The sequence below is a fragment of the Rothia sp. HC945 genome, from assembly GCF_051370785.1.
Classification (GTDB): Bacteria; Actinomycetota; Actinomycetes; order Actinomycetales; family Micrococcaceae; genus Rothia.
Genome location: NZ_JBFCSN010000001.1, coordinates 419157 through 434396 on the forward strand (window position 1 = coordinate 419157; position 15240 = coordinate 434396).

The following is a 15240-nucleotide window of genomic DNA, read 5'->3' on the forward strand; positions in this document are numbered from 1 at the left end:
CGCGCGCCTTCAGGGGGCGGACAGCATATCTACATGTTCAAGGGGTTGGCGGTTGATCCGACAACCCCTGACTTGTCTGATTCGGGACTCTGCATGCCTCAGACTCTACACGCGGTGGCCCTCAGTGCTTCGCACGGTGGGTCATCATGGTCGGCTCACCTGGCAATCAAGGTGATATCCCTGCCACCGAGCCCGCCGTCAGCGGAGTGTCGTCATGGGTAGGCTGGAGCGATGGAGCAGCGAATATCACTCATCACACTGGCCACCTCGGATCTGGACGCGTCTCGACGGTTCTATGTCGACGGTCTCGGATGGGCCCCTGATCTGGAGGCCGACGACGTCCTGATGATGCGAGCCGGGGAGCGTCTGATCTTGTCCCTGTGGCGTCAGGAAGCGTTCGAGGAGGAGGTTGGAGCTATTGCTCCGGGGCCGGGGCTTGCGCCACTCACACTCGCTCACAATGTTGGGTCAGCAGAGGAGGTTGATGGGGTCCTGCGAGCTGCCCGCGAGGCCGGCGCGCCCTTCGTGTCTGTGGCGGCCCATCGCGAGTGGGGCGGTTACAGCGGATATTTTGCCGACCCTGATGGGTACCGCTGGGAGATCGCTTGGGCACCTGGACCCGTCAATGACACCGTCCTGCCTTGAGACACGCAGTTCACGTCGTTCTCCCAAGGGCTCAGACAGCACGAAGGCCCCGCCCCTGGCATGGGGGCGGGGCCTTCTCTCAGGCACTGTGTCCGACGCTCAGTGGCTACCGGATTCCAGCTCGTGGTGTTTGTGCGCTGCTTCCAGTTCCTCGGGCGAAACCGGGGCAACACGGTCCTCGAAGAAGAGGCGCGACAACCGGCCGCGAACCTTCTCACCACCGCTGATCTTGCCCTTCTTGTCGGGCTGAGCCGGGGAGACCACGGGCGAATTGAAGTTCACCAGGCGGTACCTGTCGTACTCATTGAGCGGTTCGTGGACCTCGATGAATTCACCGTGCGGCAACTGGACCACTCGGCCGGTTTCGATGCCATGAAGCACCAGTTCGCGGTCCTTGCGTTGCAGCGAGAGGCAGATTCTGCGAGTGATCTCGAAGGCGATGAACGGTCCAAAGAAGAAGAAGAACCGAAGCACATAGGCCACATCGTTCAGCGCCACATGGAAGTGGGTCGCAATGAGGTCAGAGCTCGCAGCCATCATCATGATGGAGTACCAGGTGACGCCCGCGACGCCCGCACCCGTCCGGAAAGGAGCGTTGCGAGGACGGTCCAGGATGTGGTGTTCGCGATTGTCCTTGGTGACCCAGCGCTCGAGCCAGGGCCAGGTGAAGAACAGACCCAGGAGGATTGCGGCCGGAACCATCGGGAGCAGAACTGCCAGGACCCAGGTTCCGCCGGCCTGGACCTGCCAGTGCCAGGGCCATGCGCCGGGCATGAGGCGCAGCGCGCCGTCGACCCAACCGATGTACCAGTCGGGCTGCGTACCAGCCTGAACGGGGGAGGGATCGTAGGGGCCGTAGTTCCAGATCGCGTTGATCGTCACCGTGCCGGCCATGAGAGCAATGATGCCGAAGACCACGAAGAAGAATCCGCCGGCCTTGGCCGCGTACACCGGCCCCACGGGGAACCCGACCACGTTTTTCTCGGTACGGCCCGGGCCCGGGTACTGGGTGTGCTTGTGAACAACCACCATGAACAGGTGAATGGCCACGGTCAGCAGGATCAGCGCGGGGATGATCATGATGTGCAACGTGTACAGGCGCCCGATGACGGCGTGACCCGGGAACTCGCCTCCGAAGAAGAACAGGGACAAGTGAGTGCCGACGAGGGGGATGGCCTTCATGACGCCGTCGATGATGCGCAGACCGTTGCCGGAGAGCACATCGTCGGGGAGGGAGTACCCGGTGAAGCCTGCCGCCATGGACAACACGAAGAGCATGCCACCGACAACCCAGTTCAGCTCACGAGGCCGACGGAACGCACCGGTGAAGAACACGCGCATCATGTGCACGGCAATGGCAACCACGAACATCAGCGCGGCCCAGTGATGAACCTGTCGCATGAACAGGCCGCCACGTATGTCGAATGAAATGTGCAATGCGGAAGCGTAGGCGGCCGACATCTCGACGCCCTTCATCGGGACATAGCTTCCGTCGTAGACCTTCGACGTCATCGAAGGGTCGAAGAAGAAGGTCAGGTACGTCCCGGACAGGATCAGGATCACGAGGCTGTAGAGAGCAACCTCGCCGAACATGAACGTCCAGTGGTCCGGGAAGATCTTCCGACCGAACTCGCGGACAATGCCGGACATGCCCACGCGAGTGTCCACAAAGTTTGCGATGCGCCCCGGGGTGGTCGAGGCCTGGTATTCGTTTACAGCATTAGACATGTTTAGGCCTCACTCGCCATCTCTTGCTTCTGCTTGCCCCGCTCCCAGTAGGCCGGGCCGACCGGCTCGTGGAAGTCGCTGCGCGCCACGAGGTATCCCTCGGAATCAACGGTGATCGGCAACTGGGGCAGAGCGTGCGCGGCGGGGCCGAACACGACAGCGCATTCGTTGGCCGCGTCGAACGTGGACTGGTGGCACGGGCACAACAAGTGGTGCGTGCGCTGCTCGTACAGGGCGATGGGACAACCGACGTGGGTGCACACCTTGGAGTAGGCGATGATCCCGTCGACGTTCCAATCCTTGCGGTCATCGGGCACATGGAGCTCTTCGGGGTCCATGCGCATCAGCAAAACCACTGCCTTGGCCTTCTCCTCGAGGTATCCGTCCTCATGGGAAATGTCCAAGATGTTTTCCGGCAAGACGTGGTAAGCGGAGCCCAAGGTGACATCCGAGGCCTTGATGGGAGTCCCGGAGGGGTCACGGACCAGTCGGACACCCTTGTCCCACAATGTGTGCGAGAGAACCTTGGGATCGATGGGGCCGAGCTCGCGGAACAGCGTGATGAAAGTCAGTGGCGCAAGAATGATCGCGCCGATCATCGTGTTGCGCAGCAACGGACGGCGCTTGATCCCGGACTCGTCGATGATCGTCTCGACGATCTCCTGAGCAGAAGCCCGGGATTCTTCCGAGCTGATCTCGTGGCGCATCTCGACCATTTCGTGGTCGGGCATCAGGGTACGAGCCCACTGCACGATTCCGATGCCGATACCGAACATCGTGCACGCAATGCCGAGGCCGAGCAACAGGTTCTGGAGCCGAAGGTTGCTGGTCGGATCCGGATTGTTCACGTTGAACATGTCCCCGTCCGCCTTGATGGCGAAGAAGCCGATCCAGAATACGAACGCTCCGACGATAGACAGGATGAAGAGCCAGGAGACCTGGCGTTCGGCGCGCTTGGCGCGCTTGGGGTCCAGATCGGTCAGACGCGGTTCGTGGTGAGGGAGACCGGGATCCGGGAATTGTTCCTGATTCTGGTCTCCTGAGGTAGCAACGGCGCCGGAACGCTCCGGTGCTCCGTCACGATGGTTGCCCATGTGATCCTCTAACTTCCTTGGTACGAGCTGCTGGTAGGTGTGTGATGCGCGGTCGGGCTTACGCGGACCGCGAGGTCAGCCACACGGTGAAACCGATGACCAGACCCAGACCAATGGTCCAGATGAACAGGCCCTCCGACACGGGGCCGAGCGAGCCGAGCGCCAGACCGCCGGGGGAGCTGTTGCTCTCCTGAGCCTTCAGGTAGGTAATGACGTCACGCTTTTCATCCGGGGTGATGTTGGCGTCGTTGAACACCGGCATGTTCTGAGGACCGGTTTCCATGGCCTCGTAGATGTGCTCCTCGGAGACATTCATGAGGGTGGGAGCGAACTTGCCGCGCGTCAGCGCACCGCCGGAGCCCGCGGCGTTGTGGCACATTGCGCAGTTAGCGAGGAACACCTTGGCGCCGTTGGCGGCATCTCCCTTGCTGGTGTCCAGGGATTCCTTGTCCGGAACTCCGGGACCGGCACCGAGGGAAGCGACGTAGGAGGACAGCTGCTTGGTCTGATCGTCAGTGAACTGACCCGGCTTGATCTGAGCCTGAGTGCCCTGCATCTGCATGGGCATACGTCCTGTTCCGACCTGGAAGTCAACCGCAGCGGCGCCGACGCCGACCAGCGACGGGCCGTTGTCGGTGCCCTCGCCGCTGGTTCCGTGGCAGGTTGCGCAGTTCGACTGGAACAGCTTCTGTCCTGCGGCGATGTCGTCGGCAGTGTAGTTCTGTTCCGAGTCGGCCTTGGCCTGATTGGTGGCGGAGGCAACTGCATAGAGGCCACCAGTCAGGACGAGGGCGACAGCCAACAGAATAATGGCCGCCAGCGGGTGACGCCGCTTCTGGGAGAGTGCCTTCACGTCAAGAGTTCCTTTGTCTGTGTGTGATTGATGTGTGGGCGGGCGATCCGCGGAGCTACTTCACGAAGTAGACCACGATGAACAGCACGATCCAGACCACATCGACGAAGTGCCAGTAATAGGAAACCACGATCGCCGAGGTTGCCTCGTAGTGTCCGAATCGCTTGGCGACGTACGCGCGTCCAATGATGAAGAGGAACGCGATCAAACCGGCGGTCACGTGCAATGCGTGGAAGCCTGTCGTGATGTAGAACGCCGAACCATAGGCGCTGGCCGCGATGGAAACGCCTTCGGAGACCAAGGTCGCGTACTCCATGGCCTGGACACTGACGAAGAAGGCGCCCATGACGAAGGTCAGGAGGAACCACTCAACCATGCCCCACTGGCCGACCTGGAAGATCGATCCTGTGCGACGGGCCTTGAGCTGCTCGGCCTTGAACACGCCGAACTGGCAGGTGACCGAGCTCAGGACGAGCACGATCGTGTTCGTCAGGGCCAGCGGGATATTCAGGTGGTGAGTGTTCTCCGCCCACACGTCGGGCGACGTGGCCCGCAGGGTGAAGTACATGGCAAACAGTCCGGCAAAGAACATCAGCTCACTCGCGAGCCATACCACCGTGCCTACGGACACGATGTTGGGGCGATTGAGCGTCGGTTGTGCCGACTTACTGGGAGTATGGGTTGCAGTTGTCACATAGACATTATGTCGGTAAAACTCCCGCCGAACCAACAGGAGCCGGTGCGCGTTGCTCCGGCGTGTCATCCTGAGCCCCGCGGATCGCCTCACTGGCGCGGATTTGCAGGGCTTCGTCTCGGTTCTGGCCTTTAAAGTCACGTAATGGTGGGACGGCCGCCACAGTCGAAGACCCAGGCTTCATCCAGCTTCCGCACAGGACATCGGCGTAGGGGTCACAGGAAGGGGTATTTCATCGCCTAGGGTTGTCGTATGAGCAACACCGAGAGCGCCGGCGCGCAGCCAACGTGGAAGAGTCTGGTCAACGCGATCGAACGGCACGAAGACCTGAGTTACGACGAGGCCGCGTGGGCCATGCGAGAGATGATGTCCGGCCTGGCTGACCCCGTTCAGGTGGCCGCCTTCCTGGTTGGACTGCACACCAAGGGGGAGACGGCGGAGGAGCTCCACGGACTTTCGGAGCAGATGCTGGATATGGCAGAGCCATACGGCGGCCCCCGAGATGCGGTGGATATCGTGGGAACCGGTGGTGATCAGCACAACACGGTCAACATCTCGACGATGGCTTCTCTCGTCATTGCCGGGGCAGGCGTCAAGGTCGTGAAGCACGGCAACCGGGCGTCGTCGTCGTCAACAGGATCTGCGGACGCCCTGGAACGGCTGGGCCTGCCTCTCGACGCACCCGCGGCGAGGGTCGAGGCCTCCGTCGGCGAGGTCGGCATCTCGTTCCTTTTTGCCAACACCTACCATCCGGCCATGCGGTACATCGGCCCCATTCGCAAGACGCTCGGGGTTCCCACCGTTTTCAATTATCTGGGACCACTGGCCAATCCGGCACGCGTCGCCTCATCCGTGATCGGGGTGTCCAGCACACGCATCGCCCCCCTCATGGCGGATGTCTTCGCCCGCCGTGGTGACCACGCGCTGGTATTCACGGGACCGCTGAATCTCGACGAGTTGAGCCTGATCGGGCCGACTCAGATGTGGGAGGCCCACGACGGTCACATCACAGAGAGCGTGATCGAGGTGGCCGACCTCGACCTCCCGTCGAACACCTTGGCCGACATCACCGGCAAGGATGCGCAGTTCAATGCCGAAGTCATTCAGCGGGTCATGGCGGGGGAGAGCGGCCCCATTCGCGACACGGTCGTGCTGAATGCGGCCGCTGGCCTTGTCGCCGCCGAGAAGGAAGCATCGAGCCCCTTGACCGATCGCCTCAATGCTGCAATCTCTCGGGCCCAGGATGCGCTGGATTCCGGACGTGCGGAGGAAGTCCTGACGTCGTGGATCAGGTTCCTCAAAGATTAAACCTATACTTTAAGGTAAATGAGTGATACCCTGAGTCGACGATGCCGGGACTCACGGCCGCCGCTGGGCGATCTTCGCTATGACTCGTGCCAGCACGCGGTAACCCAGCAGAAAGACCGCATTGGCGATGGTTGCCACGATGATGAAGGACCAATGTGTCCCGCTTCCTGTCGCAGCGCGCAGAAGCATGCCGACGATGACCGTCGCAAGCCAGATGGTCACACCCGAAGGGATCAGGCTTGCAGGGGCGCGCCAGGCCTTGGACAACAGCCAACCAACAATGGCGCCCACGAGAAATGGCCATGCCGTCAGGGCCGTTCCCGCGAGACTTTCGCCGTGGGAACTGCGGCCAATGGCAGCGAAGAGGATGACGAGCACGAGGTCGGCCGCGACATAGGGCCACACGGACGCCGACGTCGTCTGGCGCTGGTCGGTGCGGTTCGCGGTATGAGCTGATTCGATGGAGGGCATGTATCGAATCTATCCCAGCGCTGAGATCAGGAGCGATCGGGGGCGGGGCCGAAAGCATTACTTTACATAATGTAGATTATCGGCGTTATAGAGATCATTGATTTGGTGCGGTGATCCTTGGTCCCCAGGAGTTTTGCAGGCAACATGGTAAGTACAACCGATGGAAGGAACCTCGCTCGTGCTGACCTGGATCGCGGAAAATCCTTTTGCGGTGTGGTTGATCGCCGCCATTGTTCTCGCGGTGGTCGAAATGCTGTCTTTGGATTTCTTCTGTCTCATGCTGGCCGGCGGAAGCTTCGCCGCGACATTGACTGCCTTGGTCACCGATAGCTGGACCATACAGGTTCTGGTTTTCGCCGTGGCGTCCGTCCTGCTGATCTTCCTGGTGCGACCGATTATTGTTCGCCGTCTGAACCGGAACACGCCTCAGACGCTGAGCAATGTCGATCGTTTGGCCGGTCAGCGCGTCGAGGTGCTCGAAGACGTCTCCCAAGTCTCCGGGCTCGTGCGACTCGAAGGTGACCACTGGACGGCACGTACATCGACTCATGACGTGGTCCTTCCCGCCGGGTCGACCGCGGTCGTTCGACGCATTGACGGGGCAACCGCCGTGGTCGATGCGGCCACCGGAGAAAACATGCCCGAATAACCGGCGAAGAGTTCCCGACTCGAGGCACCACCAAGGAAGGTACATCCCCATGGCACCACTCATTATTGTGCTCGTGCTGCTGATCCTGCTGGTCGTGATCGCACTGTTCAAGGCTGTGCGCATCATTCCCCAGGCCAAGGCCGGCATCGTCGAACGACTCGGAAAATATTACTCGACCCTCAACCCGGGATTGCACTTCGTGGTCCCCTTCATCGACCGCGTTCTGCCGCTCATCGATTTGCGCGAACAAGTGGTTTCTTTCCCGTCCCAGTCGGTCATCACTGAGGACAACCTCGTGGTCGGCATCGACACCGTGGTGTACTTCCAGGTCACCGATCCTCGGGCCGCGACTTACGAAATCACGAACTACATCCACGCCGTGGATGAGCTCACGAGCGCAACGTTGCGCAACGTCGTCGGCGGACTGAATCTCGAGCAGGCTCTGACCTCGCGAGACCAGATCAACGCCGAGCTGCGTGGTGTTCTGGACAGCACGACGGGACGCTGGGGCCTTCGGGTCTCTCGCGTGGACATCAAGGAAATCCAGCCGCCCGCATCCATCCAGGACTCCATGGAGAAGCAGATGCGTGCCGAACGTGATCGTCGTGCCGCCATCCTGACCGCCGAGGGCGCCAAGCAGTCCTCGATTCTGACGGCCGAAGGCGAACGTCAGGCCTCGATCCTCTCCGCCGAAGGTGACGCAAAGGCCGCGATCCTCCGTGCTGACGGCGAGGCGCAGGCCATTCACAAGGTGTTTTCCGCCATTCACAAGGCAAATCCGTCGCAGAGACTCCTCAGCTACCAGTACTTGCAGACGCTTCCCAAGTTGGCCGAGGGCGATTCCAACAAGCTCTGGTTCATCCCGACAGAACTGGGCGATGCACTGCGAGGCATTGGCAAGGCCTTTGGAGACGGTCAAGGCGTCGACCCGATGAATCCCTTTACCGCGACGTCGGACGAGGAACCAACGCCCACGGAACCCGACGATTCGGAGGACCCCATCGTCGACTCCCCGGTTCTCAAGGTCACCGAAGACGATCTCAAGCCGGACGTCAACCAGACCAGCGTCGACCCTGATGACTTCGAAATGCCGCCCTCGAGCATCGATCCGGATGAGCCGGTCTCGCCCGCGACGGACGATCAACCCGAGTCGGGTTCCGGTGCATCCACCGCGACGGAGCGTTCCGGAAACGACGGCGACGACTACGGCATTCCTGGGCACCAGTAGTCACCGGTCCTCTCCCCTGCGGAGCGCTGATTTAGCCTCCGCTCGGGAGAATGAGACCATAGTCAGGAATAAACGTGGGCGTCGTGTCGCTGAACATGATGCCGTGACCCCGTTCCTACTCGGGAAGGAAATGATCTATGAGTGACCGCAGCCTTCGAGGTATGCGCTTGGGCTCCCAGTCCATGGAGTCCGAACAGGGCGTGCAGCCTGCTCCGCGCCAGCGGGTCGAGTACCGGACCGACGACGGCGAACAGGTCTTCGTGACCTTCGCTGCAGAGGCCGAGATCCCGGCTACCTGGACCGCGAAGTCGGGCAAGGAGGCTCTGCTCATGGACGGCAGCAAGCCGGACACGAGCAACGAGAAGCCCGTGCGTACGCACTGGGACATGTTGCTCGAGCGCCGATCGATGGAGGAGCTCGAGGAGACCTTGCAGAAGCGCATCGATTACTACCGTAAACGTCACGAGATTCCGGCCGACCAGGAGAGCTAACCCTCGTTCTCCGAACGCCGTAGGAGCAGATGACAAAGATCGGGGCGACACCCAGTGGGTGTCGCCCCGATCTTTGTCTCTTCGCCCGGTCCGTTGCCTACGCCGTTGCGCGCACGGCCCGTAGCTTGTTGCACAGGGTCTTGGCACGAGCTCCGAGCCCCCAGCGGGCCACTTTCGTCATCGATTCCAGGATGACTCCGGAGTCCATCTTGGAATCCCCGACCTCGCGCTCCACGAACGTGATCGGAACCTCCGTGATGGTGAGTCCCGCCAACTCGGCTCGCCACCCGAGATCGATCTGGAAGCAATAGCCTACCGAGTCGATGGTTTCAAGATCGAGGCGATCCAGAGTCCCGCGACGGAACGCCCTGTATCCAGCGGTGATATCGCGAACATCAGTTCCCAACATCGTCTGAGCATAGAAATTGGCTCCACGGGAGAGGAACTGACGGTGCCAGGGCCAATTGACGGTCTTCCCCCCGGGTACGTAGCGAGAGCCGATGGCGAGGTCCGCACCTCGGTCGATCGCCTCAAGCAAACGCCCCAGTTGTTCCGGCTGGTGGGAGCAGTCGGCATCCATCTCGACGAGAACCTCATAGTCTCGCTCCATCCCCCACGTGAAACCGGCAATGTAGGCCGCCCCCAGGCCTCCCTTGCCTTTCCGGTGGAGCACATGAATCTTCTCGTCCTCACGGGAAAGCCGATCGGCCAGCTCACCGGTTCCGTCCGGGCTGTTGTCGTCGACCACGAGGACGTGGACCTCGGGCTGTGCGGCACGCAGGCGCTCGATCACCACGGGCAGAGCTTCGAGCTCGTTGTACGTGGGGATCACTGTCAGGGTCTTGAGTTCCACTGTGAATGCTCCTGCGGAGGTCTTGAAGTCAGTGAGGTCGCCCTCGTGTTACTTCGTGATATTCGGTTCCGGCGCTACTTTATCCCAACTCGTCCACAATATCCTGACGAGCTGTTCCGGCTTGTCCGTCACATCCGGTACTCGGTTGTTCCGATCCGGGCCAGCTCAAAGACCGGATATTTCTCCCCCACGAGTTCCGGAAGCAACGGGGTCCGAGCGCGGGGATCCGTGCTCCATGCGGCAATTCGGGTGTCCGCCGTCTGGACCATGAGGGCCTCGGCCCGCCACCCGGTGAAATCTGCCGACGAGTCCGGAACGATCTGACCACCGAAGGGACCGCCCGCGCGAAACAGCCTTTTCACGCCACGAGTTTGCGCCGTGAACGTTGCACGGGTGGGCAGCCCGACCGCGTCGACGTCGCTCCGGAGTCCCAAGGCCGCCCACGCCCACGGGTTGACTGGGCTCTCCGTGCCTCGCGTCCGAACACCCGGCAGCAAACCGACGGCAGAACCGTTCCGTAGTTCGTCTCGAACCAGGTCGATCCAGTCGGTGTCCGACAGGCTGGCTTCGATCAGCATCTCGCTCTCCCCCGGCGAGCCGGCCGATTCGGACTCACGCCGGACGACGACCTCGGCCGGAAGCTGACGATCGGGTTCATCCGAAAAGGAGTGCAGTTCCATGGGTCGCTGCGTGTCATCGACGATGCAAGCGGTGTATCCGGCCGCGATCATGGCCGATCGATCATTCTCCCCCGGCGTCGAGCCCGCTCGACCAACGAACCCGGGAACGAGTACGAGACCGTCCAGGTCCACCGTGGTCACCTTGTCATCCGTCAGGGAGTCGGCGCCTGCCTCCTCCCCAACCCAAACGACGCGATCGCCTTGAACCAGGACGGCCGTGGCAAAGGGGTCGGCGGGGCTGTAGACCGATCCGTTCCTGTACATCACGGTCGCTTCACCGTAATTGTGTGTGATCATGCTCATATTTCTTCCGATTCTTCCCATTCCTGGCCGAAGACGTCGTCGTCCGAGCCGACAGGAGTCTCCAATTCGTGAATAATGACACCGCGCTTGATGAGATTGGTGGCTGCTTCACATCCAGTGCGCCACATCGGATCGTCCACGGCATGGCCCAGCTGATCCAGGGCGTCGATGACCTGCTTGGTCGAACGCACGAAATCCCCGGCCACCAGGCCCGAGCCCTCCAGGCTCTTCGACAACGAGTCTCCCCTGGCCCACCGGTAGACGGACCACATGAGCCCGACATCCGGAACGGGCGTCTCTGGCAGTCGGTGATGGCGTTCACGGCCCGCGAGGTCGGTCCACAAGCCATGCAGCCGGTTCGCTCTCTCCTGGAGACCGGCCGGATAGGTCCGGAGGAACACGGTCTCATCGCGCTTCCCCGAATAGACCAAGGAAGATGCCGCCGCGCACAGTGCCGCCGGGTCCAGGCCCTCGAAGTAGCCGTCACGCAATGCCAGCGACGTCAGCAGGTCCCTTTCCCCGTAGATTTTCCGCAGTGTCTCACCCGCGCTGCGCAGCCGGGGCTCCCCTGAGTCGTCGGGACCGACGTAATCGTAGTCCGCGAGCAGATCGAGGATATTCGAGAATCGTTGGGCGATCGTGTTGGTCCTCGAATCGATCTGATGGCGAAGAGAGTCGGTTTCCTTCTTCAACTTAACCCATCGGTTGAACCATCGAGCGTGGTCTTCCCGTTCCGAGCATCCGTGGCACGGATGGGACTCGACGGCTCGCCTCAGCCGGTCGATCTCGCGTTTGTCCTCCTCTGGGGACTCAAACTCCGGAGATTTCGGCGGTTTGATGGTTCGCCCGGGTTTTCCTTCGTCCAGAGCAGACTTGACCCGCGCGGACATGTCGCGCCGATCCTGAGGTGTCCTCCCGGTGAAGTGCTTGGGAACCTTGACCTTGGATATAGGTTGAATGCTTCCATCGAATTCGGACGGGCCAATCACACGAAGATGGGCAGACATCGTCACGACGCCGATCCGAGTCTCGAATCCACCCTGGGGCTTCCCCACCACCACTGCAGGTCCCGAGTTTCGTCCACGGGGAATGTCGACGACGTCGCCGGGAACCAGCAACTGCATCGTTGACTCCGCGGCGGACCGAGTCAGTCTCTTTCGCTCCTTGGAGCGACGCTTCTCGGTTTGATTCAACTTGTACTTCAAGTTCGCATATTCGACATAATCGCCCAAGTGGCAGGTCATGGACTCTTCGTAGCCGGACAAGGCCTTCTCTTGTCGCCTCACCTTGGACGCGAGGCTGACCACCGACTTGTCTGCCTGGAACTGGGCGAAGGAAGACTCCAGGATGCTCATCGCGCGCTCGGCCCCGAACTGGTCCAGGAGGTTCACCGACATGTTGTAGGTCGGTTTGAAGCTCGAGTAGAGCGGGTAGGTTCGTCGAGAAGCGAGCCCCGCAATGGCCTTGGCATCCATCCCGTCATTCCAGAGCACCACGGCATGGCCTTCGACGTCGATCCCCCGGCGTCCGGCGCGCCCCGTCAACTGGGTGTACTCACCGGGGGTGATATCGACGTGCTGCTCACCATTGAATTTGGAGAGTTTCTCGATCACTACACTCCGGGCGGGCATGTTGATGCCCAAGGACAGGGTTTCCGTCGCAAAGACCACCTTGACCAGGCCCAGAGTGAATAGATGTTCGACGATTTCCTTGAACAGCGGAAGCATCCCGGCATGGTGGGATGCAATCCCCCGGGACAGGCCCTCGCGCCAGTCATCGAAGCCCAGGACCCTGAGATCTTTCAGATCCACAGAGGCCGTGGCCTCGGCGATGTAGGCACGAATCATTTGCGCCTGGCGCTGGTCGGTCAATCGGATATCCGAGGCAATGCATTGCAGTACTGCGTCGTCGCATGCGGCGCGCGAGAAAATGAAGTAGATCGCTGGCAGCAGCCCGTTCTCGTCGAGAGACCTCAGAACAACGGGCCGAGGGGCACGCCGCATGGGCGGCGGACCGCCGCGCCCCTGACCTTTTCCTTTGCCGCGGCGGGACCCGCGGCGGGGCCCTGGGCCTCTTCGGGATGTGGCCTTCAACAGATCCGTATTGACCTTGATCTTTTCGGTGCCGTCTCGGCGCACGATGTCCGCCGCTTTCGAGATGGTCGTGTTGTCCGCAAACAGGTCGTACAGGCGGTGTCCGGCCATGACGTGCTGCCACAGCGGAACGGGTCGATGTTCCGACACGACCACTCGGGTGGACCCACGCACCGTGTCGAGCCACTGCCCGAATTCCTCGGCGTTCGAGATGGTGGCAGACAGCGACACGACGGCCACGGATTCGGGGAGGTGGATCATGACTTCTTCCCAGACGGCACCACGGAACCGGTCGGCCAGGTAGTGGACCTCGTCCATCACCACGAATCCCAGCGAGGAAAGGGTCGAAGACTGCGCGTACAGCATGTTGCGCAGAACTTCGGTAGTCATGACCATGATGGGGGCCTCTGGGTTCACGGAGATGTCCCCCGTGAGGAGGCCTACGTTCTCGGCTCCGTAAATCCGGCTGAGGTCGTGGAATTTCTGGTTCGACAGGGCCTTGATGGGCGTGGTGTAGAAGGCTTTTTTGCCGTGCCGCCGGGCCAGGAATACCGCAAATTCACCCACGACCGTCTTGCCGGCGCCCGTGGGCGCGGCGACCAGGACACCATCGCCGTCCTGCAATACCTCGCATGCTTCCCGCTGGAAATCATCGAGCGGAAAGTCGAGGGAGCTTTCGAAAAGACCCACGGAGCTCTTGAGGTACTCGCTACGGGCCTTGGCCGCTTCGTATTTCTCGGCGTAACTGGGCATAACACCAGCCTATCGGCACGCACGGGCACGCACGTACCGATTCAGCTATACGACGTACTCCGCTACGGAGCGAAGGCTTGCGGCTCCCCTACCGACCGAGCTGTTCCAGGCCCTCTTCGGACGTGGCCTTGTGGGCATCGGCGCCGTAGGACTCTGCCAGTTTTGCGTTCTTCTTGTCCCGACGCTTGTCGTTGAACATGCAAATGGCGATGGCAAGGAAAAACAGGATCAACAGCGGGGCCATCAGATAGAACATCGTCATCACATCCGTGCCCGGGGCCGTCATCGCGGCCAGCAGAGCGACAATGACCACGACCCAGCGCCAGGACTTGAGGATGGTACGCCCACGGATGAGGCCCATCATGTTCACGCCCACCAGAGCGACGGGAATGACAAAAGATACACCAAAGGAAATGATCAACTTGACGACGAAAGAGATGTAGGTCTTCGCCTCAATGAAGTTGGACTGGCCCTCGGGCGTGAACGCGGTGAGGGTCTTGACGGCCGTCGGCATGCACAGCCACGCGATCCAGATGCCCAGCAGGAACAAGGGAACCGAGACACACACGAAACTGACGGCGTACAGCTTTTCCTTCTTGTGGAGTGCTGGTGTGATGTACGCCCACAGCTGGTAGAGCCAGACCGGTGAGGCCAGAACCAGGCCGATGGCCAGTGAAACCTGGACCATGACATCGAACGCCGAGGCGACGCCGTTGAAGTTGATGCTTGCATGACGTCCATGGTCCTGGGCGATGTCAGCGATGGGCTCGGTGATAGCGCGCATGACCGGGTAATAGAAGAAGAACCCGGCTATAGCTGCCAACACGGTGGCTATGGCCGCTTTCATCACTCGATTGCGAAACTCCCGGAGGTGTTCGCGCAACGCCATCTGCGCCTGGGGGTTGCCCTTGCGGCTGTACTTGGATGCCATGCTTCGGTCCGTGTCCTCGAGTCAGCAGAACTCCGGCCGCGGTCTCACCTCATCGTCTCGGGGACGGAGGTTCTTGCGGCCGGAGCATCAGCGGCTAATTCTTCGTCGTGCCCTGATCCCGGACATCGGAATTATCGGTCGAGGACCCGGCCGAGTGCGAGCCCCGGCCGGTTTCGTTGTCGACGACTTCACCGTTGACGACGTGATTCTTGGCTGACGTCTCGTCCTTGTCATCCTTCATGTCCTTGACCTCGGACTTGAAGATCTTCATCGACTGGCCCAGGCTGCGAGCCATGCCGGGAAGTTTCGGGGCGCCGAAGAGCAAGAGGATGATGACCAGGAGAATCAGGAGATAGACGGGGTGGTCAAAGAGCCTACCGAGCATGGGTTCTTCCTTTCTTGTCGCCTCGCATCATATCCCTGAAATTCTGGGGCTGACCGAGACGGTCCCGCCGCGCGATGCGCT

15 protein-coding genes are annotated in these 15240 nt (G+C 61.2%); 5 read left to right on the forward strand and 10 right to left on the reverse strand.

Annotated features, from left to right (window positions below):
- Nucleotides 1-231: 231 nt before the first annotated feature.
- A complete protein-coding gene (locus AB0Y14_RS01770) occupies nt 232-645 on the forward strand; it encodes a VOC family protein (protein WP_436587567.1) in 414 nt (137 codons plus the stop codon).
- Between the two features lie 99 nt (nt 646-744).
- Here the strand turns inward: AB0Y14_RS01770 and qcrB are convergent, their stop codons facing one another.
- The 4 genes from qcrB to ctaE are packed head-to-tail and all read right to left on the reverse strand — an operon-like array spanning nt 745 to nt 5014.
- The gene (gene qcrB / locus AB0Y14_RS01775; protein ID WP_178979834.1) at nt 745-2373 is read right to left on the reverse strand and encodes a cytochrome bc1 complex cytochrome b subunit; all 1629 of its coding nucleotides are present in this window, start codon (nt 2371-2373) and stop codon (nt 745-747) included.
- 2 nt (nt 2374-2375) lie between these two features.
- The gene (qcrA, locus tag AB0Y14_RS01780) at nt 2376-3467 is read right to left on the reverse strand and encodes a cytochrome bc1 complex Rieske iron-sulfur subunit (protein WP_436587568.1); all 1092 of its coding nucleotides are present in this window, start codon (nt 3465-3467) and stop codon (nt 2376-2378) included.
- Nucleotides 3468-3525: 58 nt separating this feature from the next.
- Entirely contained in the window at nt 3526-4320 is a 795-nt protein-coding gene (gene qcrC / locus AB0Y14_RS01785) for a cytochrome bc1 complex diheme cytochrome c subunit (RefSeq protein ID WP_129314392.1), read from the reverse strand.
- 55 nt (nt 4321-4375) lie between these two features.
- On the reverse strand, nt 4376-5014 hold the full coding sequence (ctaE, locus tag AB0Y14_RS01790; protein ID WP_129314391.1) for an aa3-type cytochrome oxidase subunit III: 639 nt from the start codon (nt 5012-5014) through the stop codon (nt 4376-4378).
- A 252-nt stretch (nt 5015-5266) separates the two neighbouring features.
- On the opposite strand from ctaE, the gene trpD reads away from it, so the two are divergent.
- Complete coding sequence (gene trpD, locus AB0Y14_RS01795) at nt 5267-6322, forward strand: anthranilate phosphoribosyltransferase (protein WP_436587569.1); 1056 nt, start codon at nt 5267-5269, stop codon at nt 6320-6322.
- A 51-nt stretch (nt 6323-6373) separates the two neighbouring features.
- Here the strand turns inward: trpD and AB0Y14_RS01800 are convergent, their stop codons facing one another.
- Complete coding sequence (locus AB0Y14_RS01800; RefSeq protein ID WP_129314389.1) at nt 6374-6793, reverse strand: DUF3054 domain-containing protein; 420 nt, start codon at nt 6791-6793, stop codon at nt 6374-6376.
- 160 nt (nt 6794-6953) lie between these two features.
- Here AB0Y14_RS01800 and AB0Y14_RS01805 point away from each other — a divergent pair, with 160 nt between their 5' ends.
- From AB0Y14_RS01805 to AB0Y14_RS01815, 3 genes are all read left to right on the forward strand, one after another.
- Nucleotides 6954-7442 carry an NfeD family protein gene (locus tag AB0Y14_RS01805; protein ID WP_436587570.1) on the forward strand — a complete coding sequence of 163 codons (489 nt, stop codon included), beginning with the start codon at nt 6954-6956 and terminating at the stop codon, nt 7440-7442.
- 49 nt (nt 7443-7491) lie between these two features.
- Nucleotides 7492-8670, forward strand: a complete 1179-nt coding sequence (locus AB0Y14_RS01810; protein WP_436587571.1) for an SPFH domain-containing protein — start codon at nt 7492-7494, stop codon at nt 8668-8670.
- A gap of 137 nt (nt 8671-8807) precedes the next feature.
- On the forward strand, nt 8808-9161 hold the full coding sequence (locus tag AB0Y14_RS01815; protein WP_436587572.1) for an RNA polymerase-binding protein RbpA: 354 nt from the start codon (nt 8808-8810) through the stop codon (nt 9159-9161).
- A 97-nt stretch (nt 9162-9258) separates the two neighbouring features.
- Here AB0Y14_RS01815 and AB0Y14_RS01820 read toward each other — a convergent pair whose 3' ends face one another.
- The 5 genes from AB0Y14_RS01820 to tatA all read right to left on the reverse strand — a co-directional run bounded on the left by AB0Y14_RS01820 (nt 9259) and on the right by tatA (nt 15159).
- Nucleotides 9259-10014, reverse strand: coding sequence for a polyprenol monophosphomannose synthase (locus AB0Y14_RS01820; RefSeq protein ID WP_436587573.1), 756 nt, complete (start codon nt 10012-10014; stop codon nt 9259-9261).
- Nucleotides 10015-10142: 128 nt separating this feature from the next.
- Nucleotides 10143-10991 (reverse strand): hypothetical protein, encoded by an 849-nt coding sequence (locus tag AB0Y14_RS01825; RefSeq protein ID WP_436587574.1) that lies wholly within the window; start codon nt 10989-10991, stop codon nt 10143-10145.
- Nucleotides 10992-10993: 2 nt separating this feature from the next.
- On the reverse strand, nt 10994-13843 hold the full coding sequence (locus AB0Y14_RS01830) for a DEAD/DEAH box helicase (RefSeq protein ID WP_436587575.1): 2850 nt from the start codon (nt 13841-13843) through the stop codon (nt 10994-10996).
- Nucleotides 13844-13931: 88 nt separating this feature from the next.
- Nucleotides 13932-14774, reverse strand: a complete 843-nt coding sequence (tatC, locus tag AB0Y14_RS01835; RefSeq protein ID WP_436587576.1) for a twin-arginine translocase subunit TatC — start codon at nt 14772-14774, stop codon at nt 13932-13934.
- A 94-nt stretch (nt 14775-14868) separates the two neighbouring features.
- Nucleotides 14869-15159 carry a Sec-independent protein translocase subunit TatA gene (gene tatA / locus AB0Y14_RS01840; RefSeq protein WP_436587577.1) on the reverse strand — a complete coding sequence of 97 codons (291 nt, stop codon included), beginning with the start codon at nt 15157-15159 and terminating at the stop codon, nt 14869-14871.
- Nucleotides 15160-15240 lie beyond the last annotated feature (81 nt).

Excerpts from the sequence above, each read along its gene's own strand:
- tatC (WP_436587576.1), bottom strand. The coding sequence starts at position 14,774 with ATGGCATCCAAGTACAGCCGCAAGGGCAACCCCCAGGCGCAGATGGCG.
- AB0Y14_RS01830 (WP_436587575.1), bottom strand. The coding sequence starts at position 13,843 with ATGCCCAGTTACGCCGAGAAATACGAAGCGGCCAAGGCCCGTAGCGAG.
- trpD (WP_436587569.1), top strand. The coding sequence starts at position 5,267 with ATGAGCAACACCGAGAGCGCCGGCGCGCAGCCAACGTGGAAGAGTCTG.
- AB0Y14_RS01800 (WP_129314389.1), bottom strand. The coding sequence starts at position 6,793 with ATGCCCTCCATCGAATCAGCTCATACCGCGAACCGCACCGACCAGCGC.
- AB0Y14_RS01825 (WP_436587574.1), bottom strand. The coding sequence starts at position 10,991 with ATGATCACACACAATTACGGTGAAGCGACCGTGATGTACAGGAACGGA.
- AB0Y14_RS01770 (WP_436587567.1), top strand. The coding sequence starts at position 232 with ATGGAGCAGCGAATATCACTCATCACACTGGCCACCTCGGATCTGGAC.
- qcrB (WP_178979834.1), bottom strand. The coding sequence starts at position 2,373 with ATGTCTAATGCTGTAAACGAATACCAGGCCTCGACCACCCCGGGGCGC.
- AB0Y14_RS01810 (WP_436587571.1), top strand. The coding sequence starts at position 7,492 with ATGGCACCACTCATTATTGTGCTCGTGCTGCTGATCCTGCTGGTCGTG.
- AB0Y14_RS01815 (WP_436587572.1), top strand. The coding sequence starts at position 8,808 with ATGAGTGACCGCAGCCTTCGAGGTATGCGCTTGGGCTCCCAGTCCATG.
- AB0Y14_RS01805 (WP_436587570.1), top strand. The coding sequence starts at position 6,954 with ATGGAAGGAACCTCGCTCGTGCTGACCTGGATCGCGGAAAATCCTTTT.
- tatA (WP_436587577.1), bottom strand. The coding sequence starts at position 15,159 with ATGCTCGGTAGGCTCTTTGACCACCCCGTCTATCTCCTGATTCTCCTG.
- qcrA (WP_436587568.1), bottom strand. The coding sequence starts at position 3,467 with ATGGGCAACCATCGTGACGGAGCACCGGAGCGTTCCGGCGCCGTTGCT.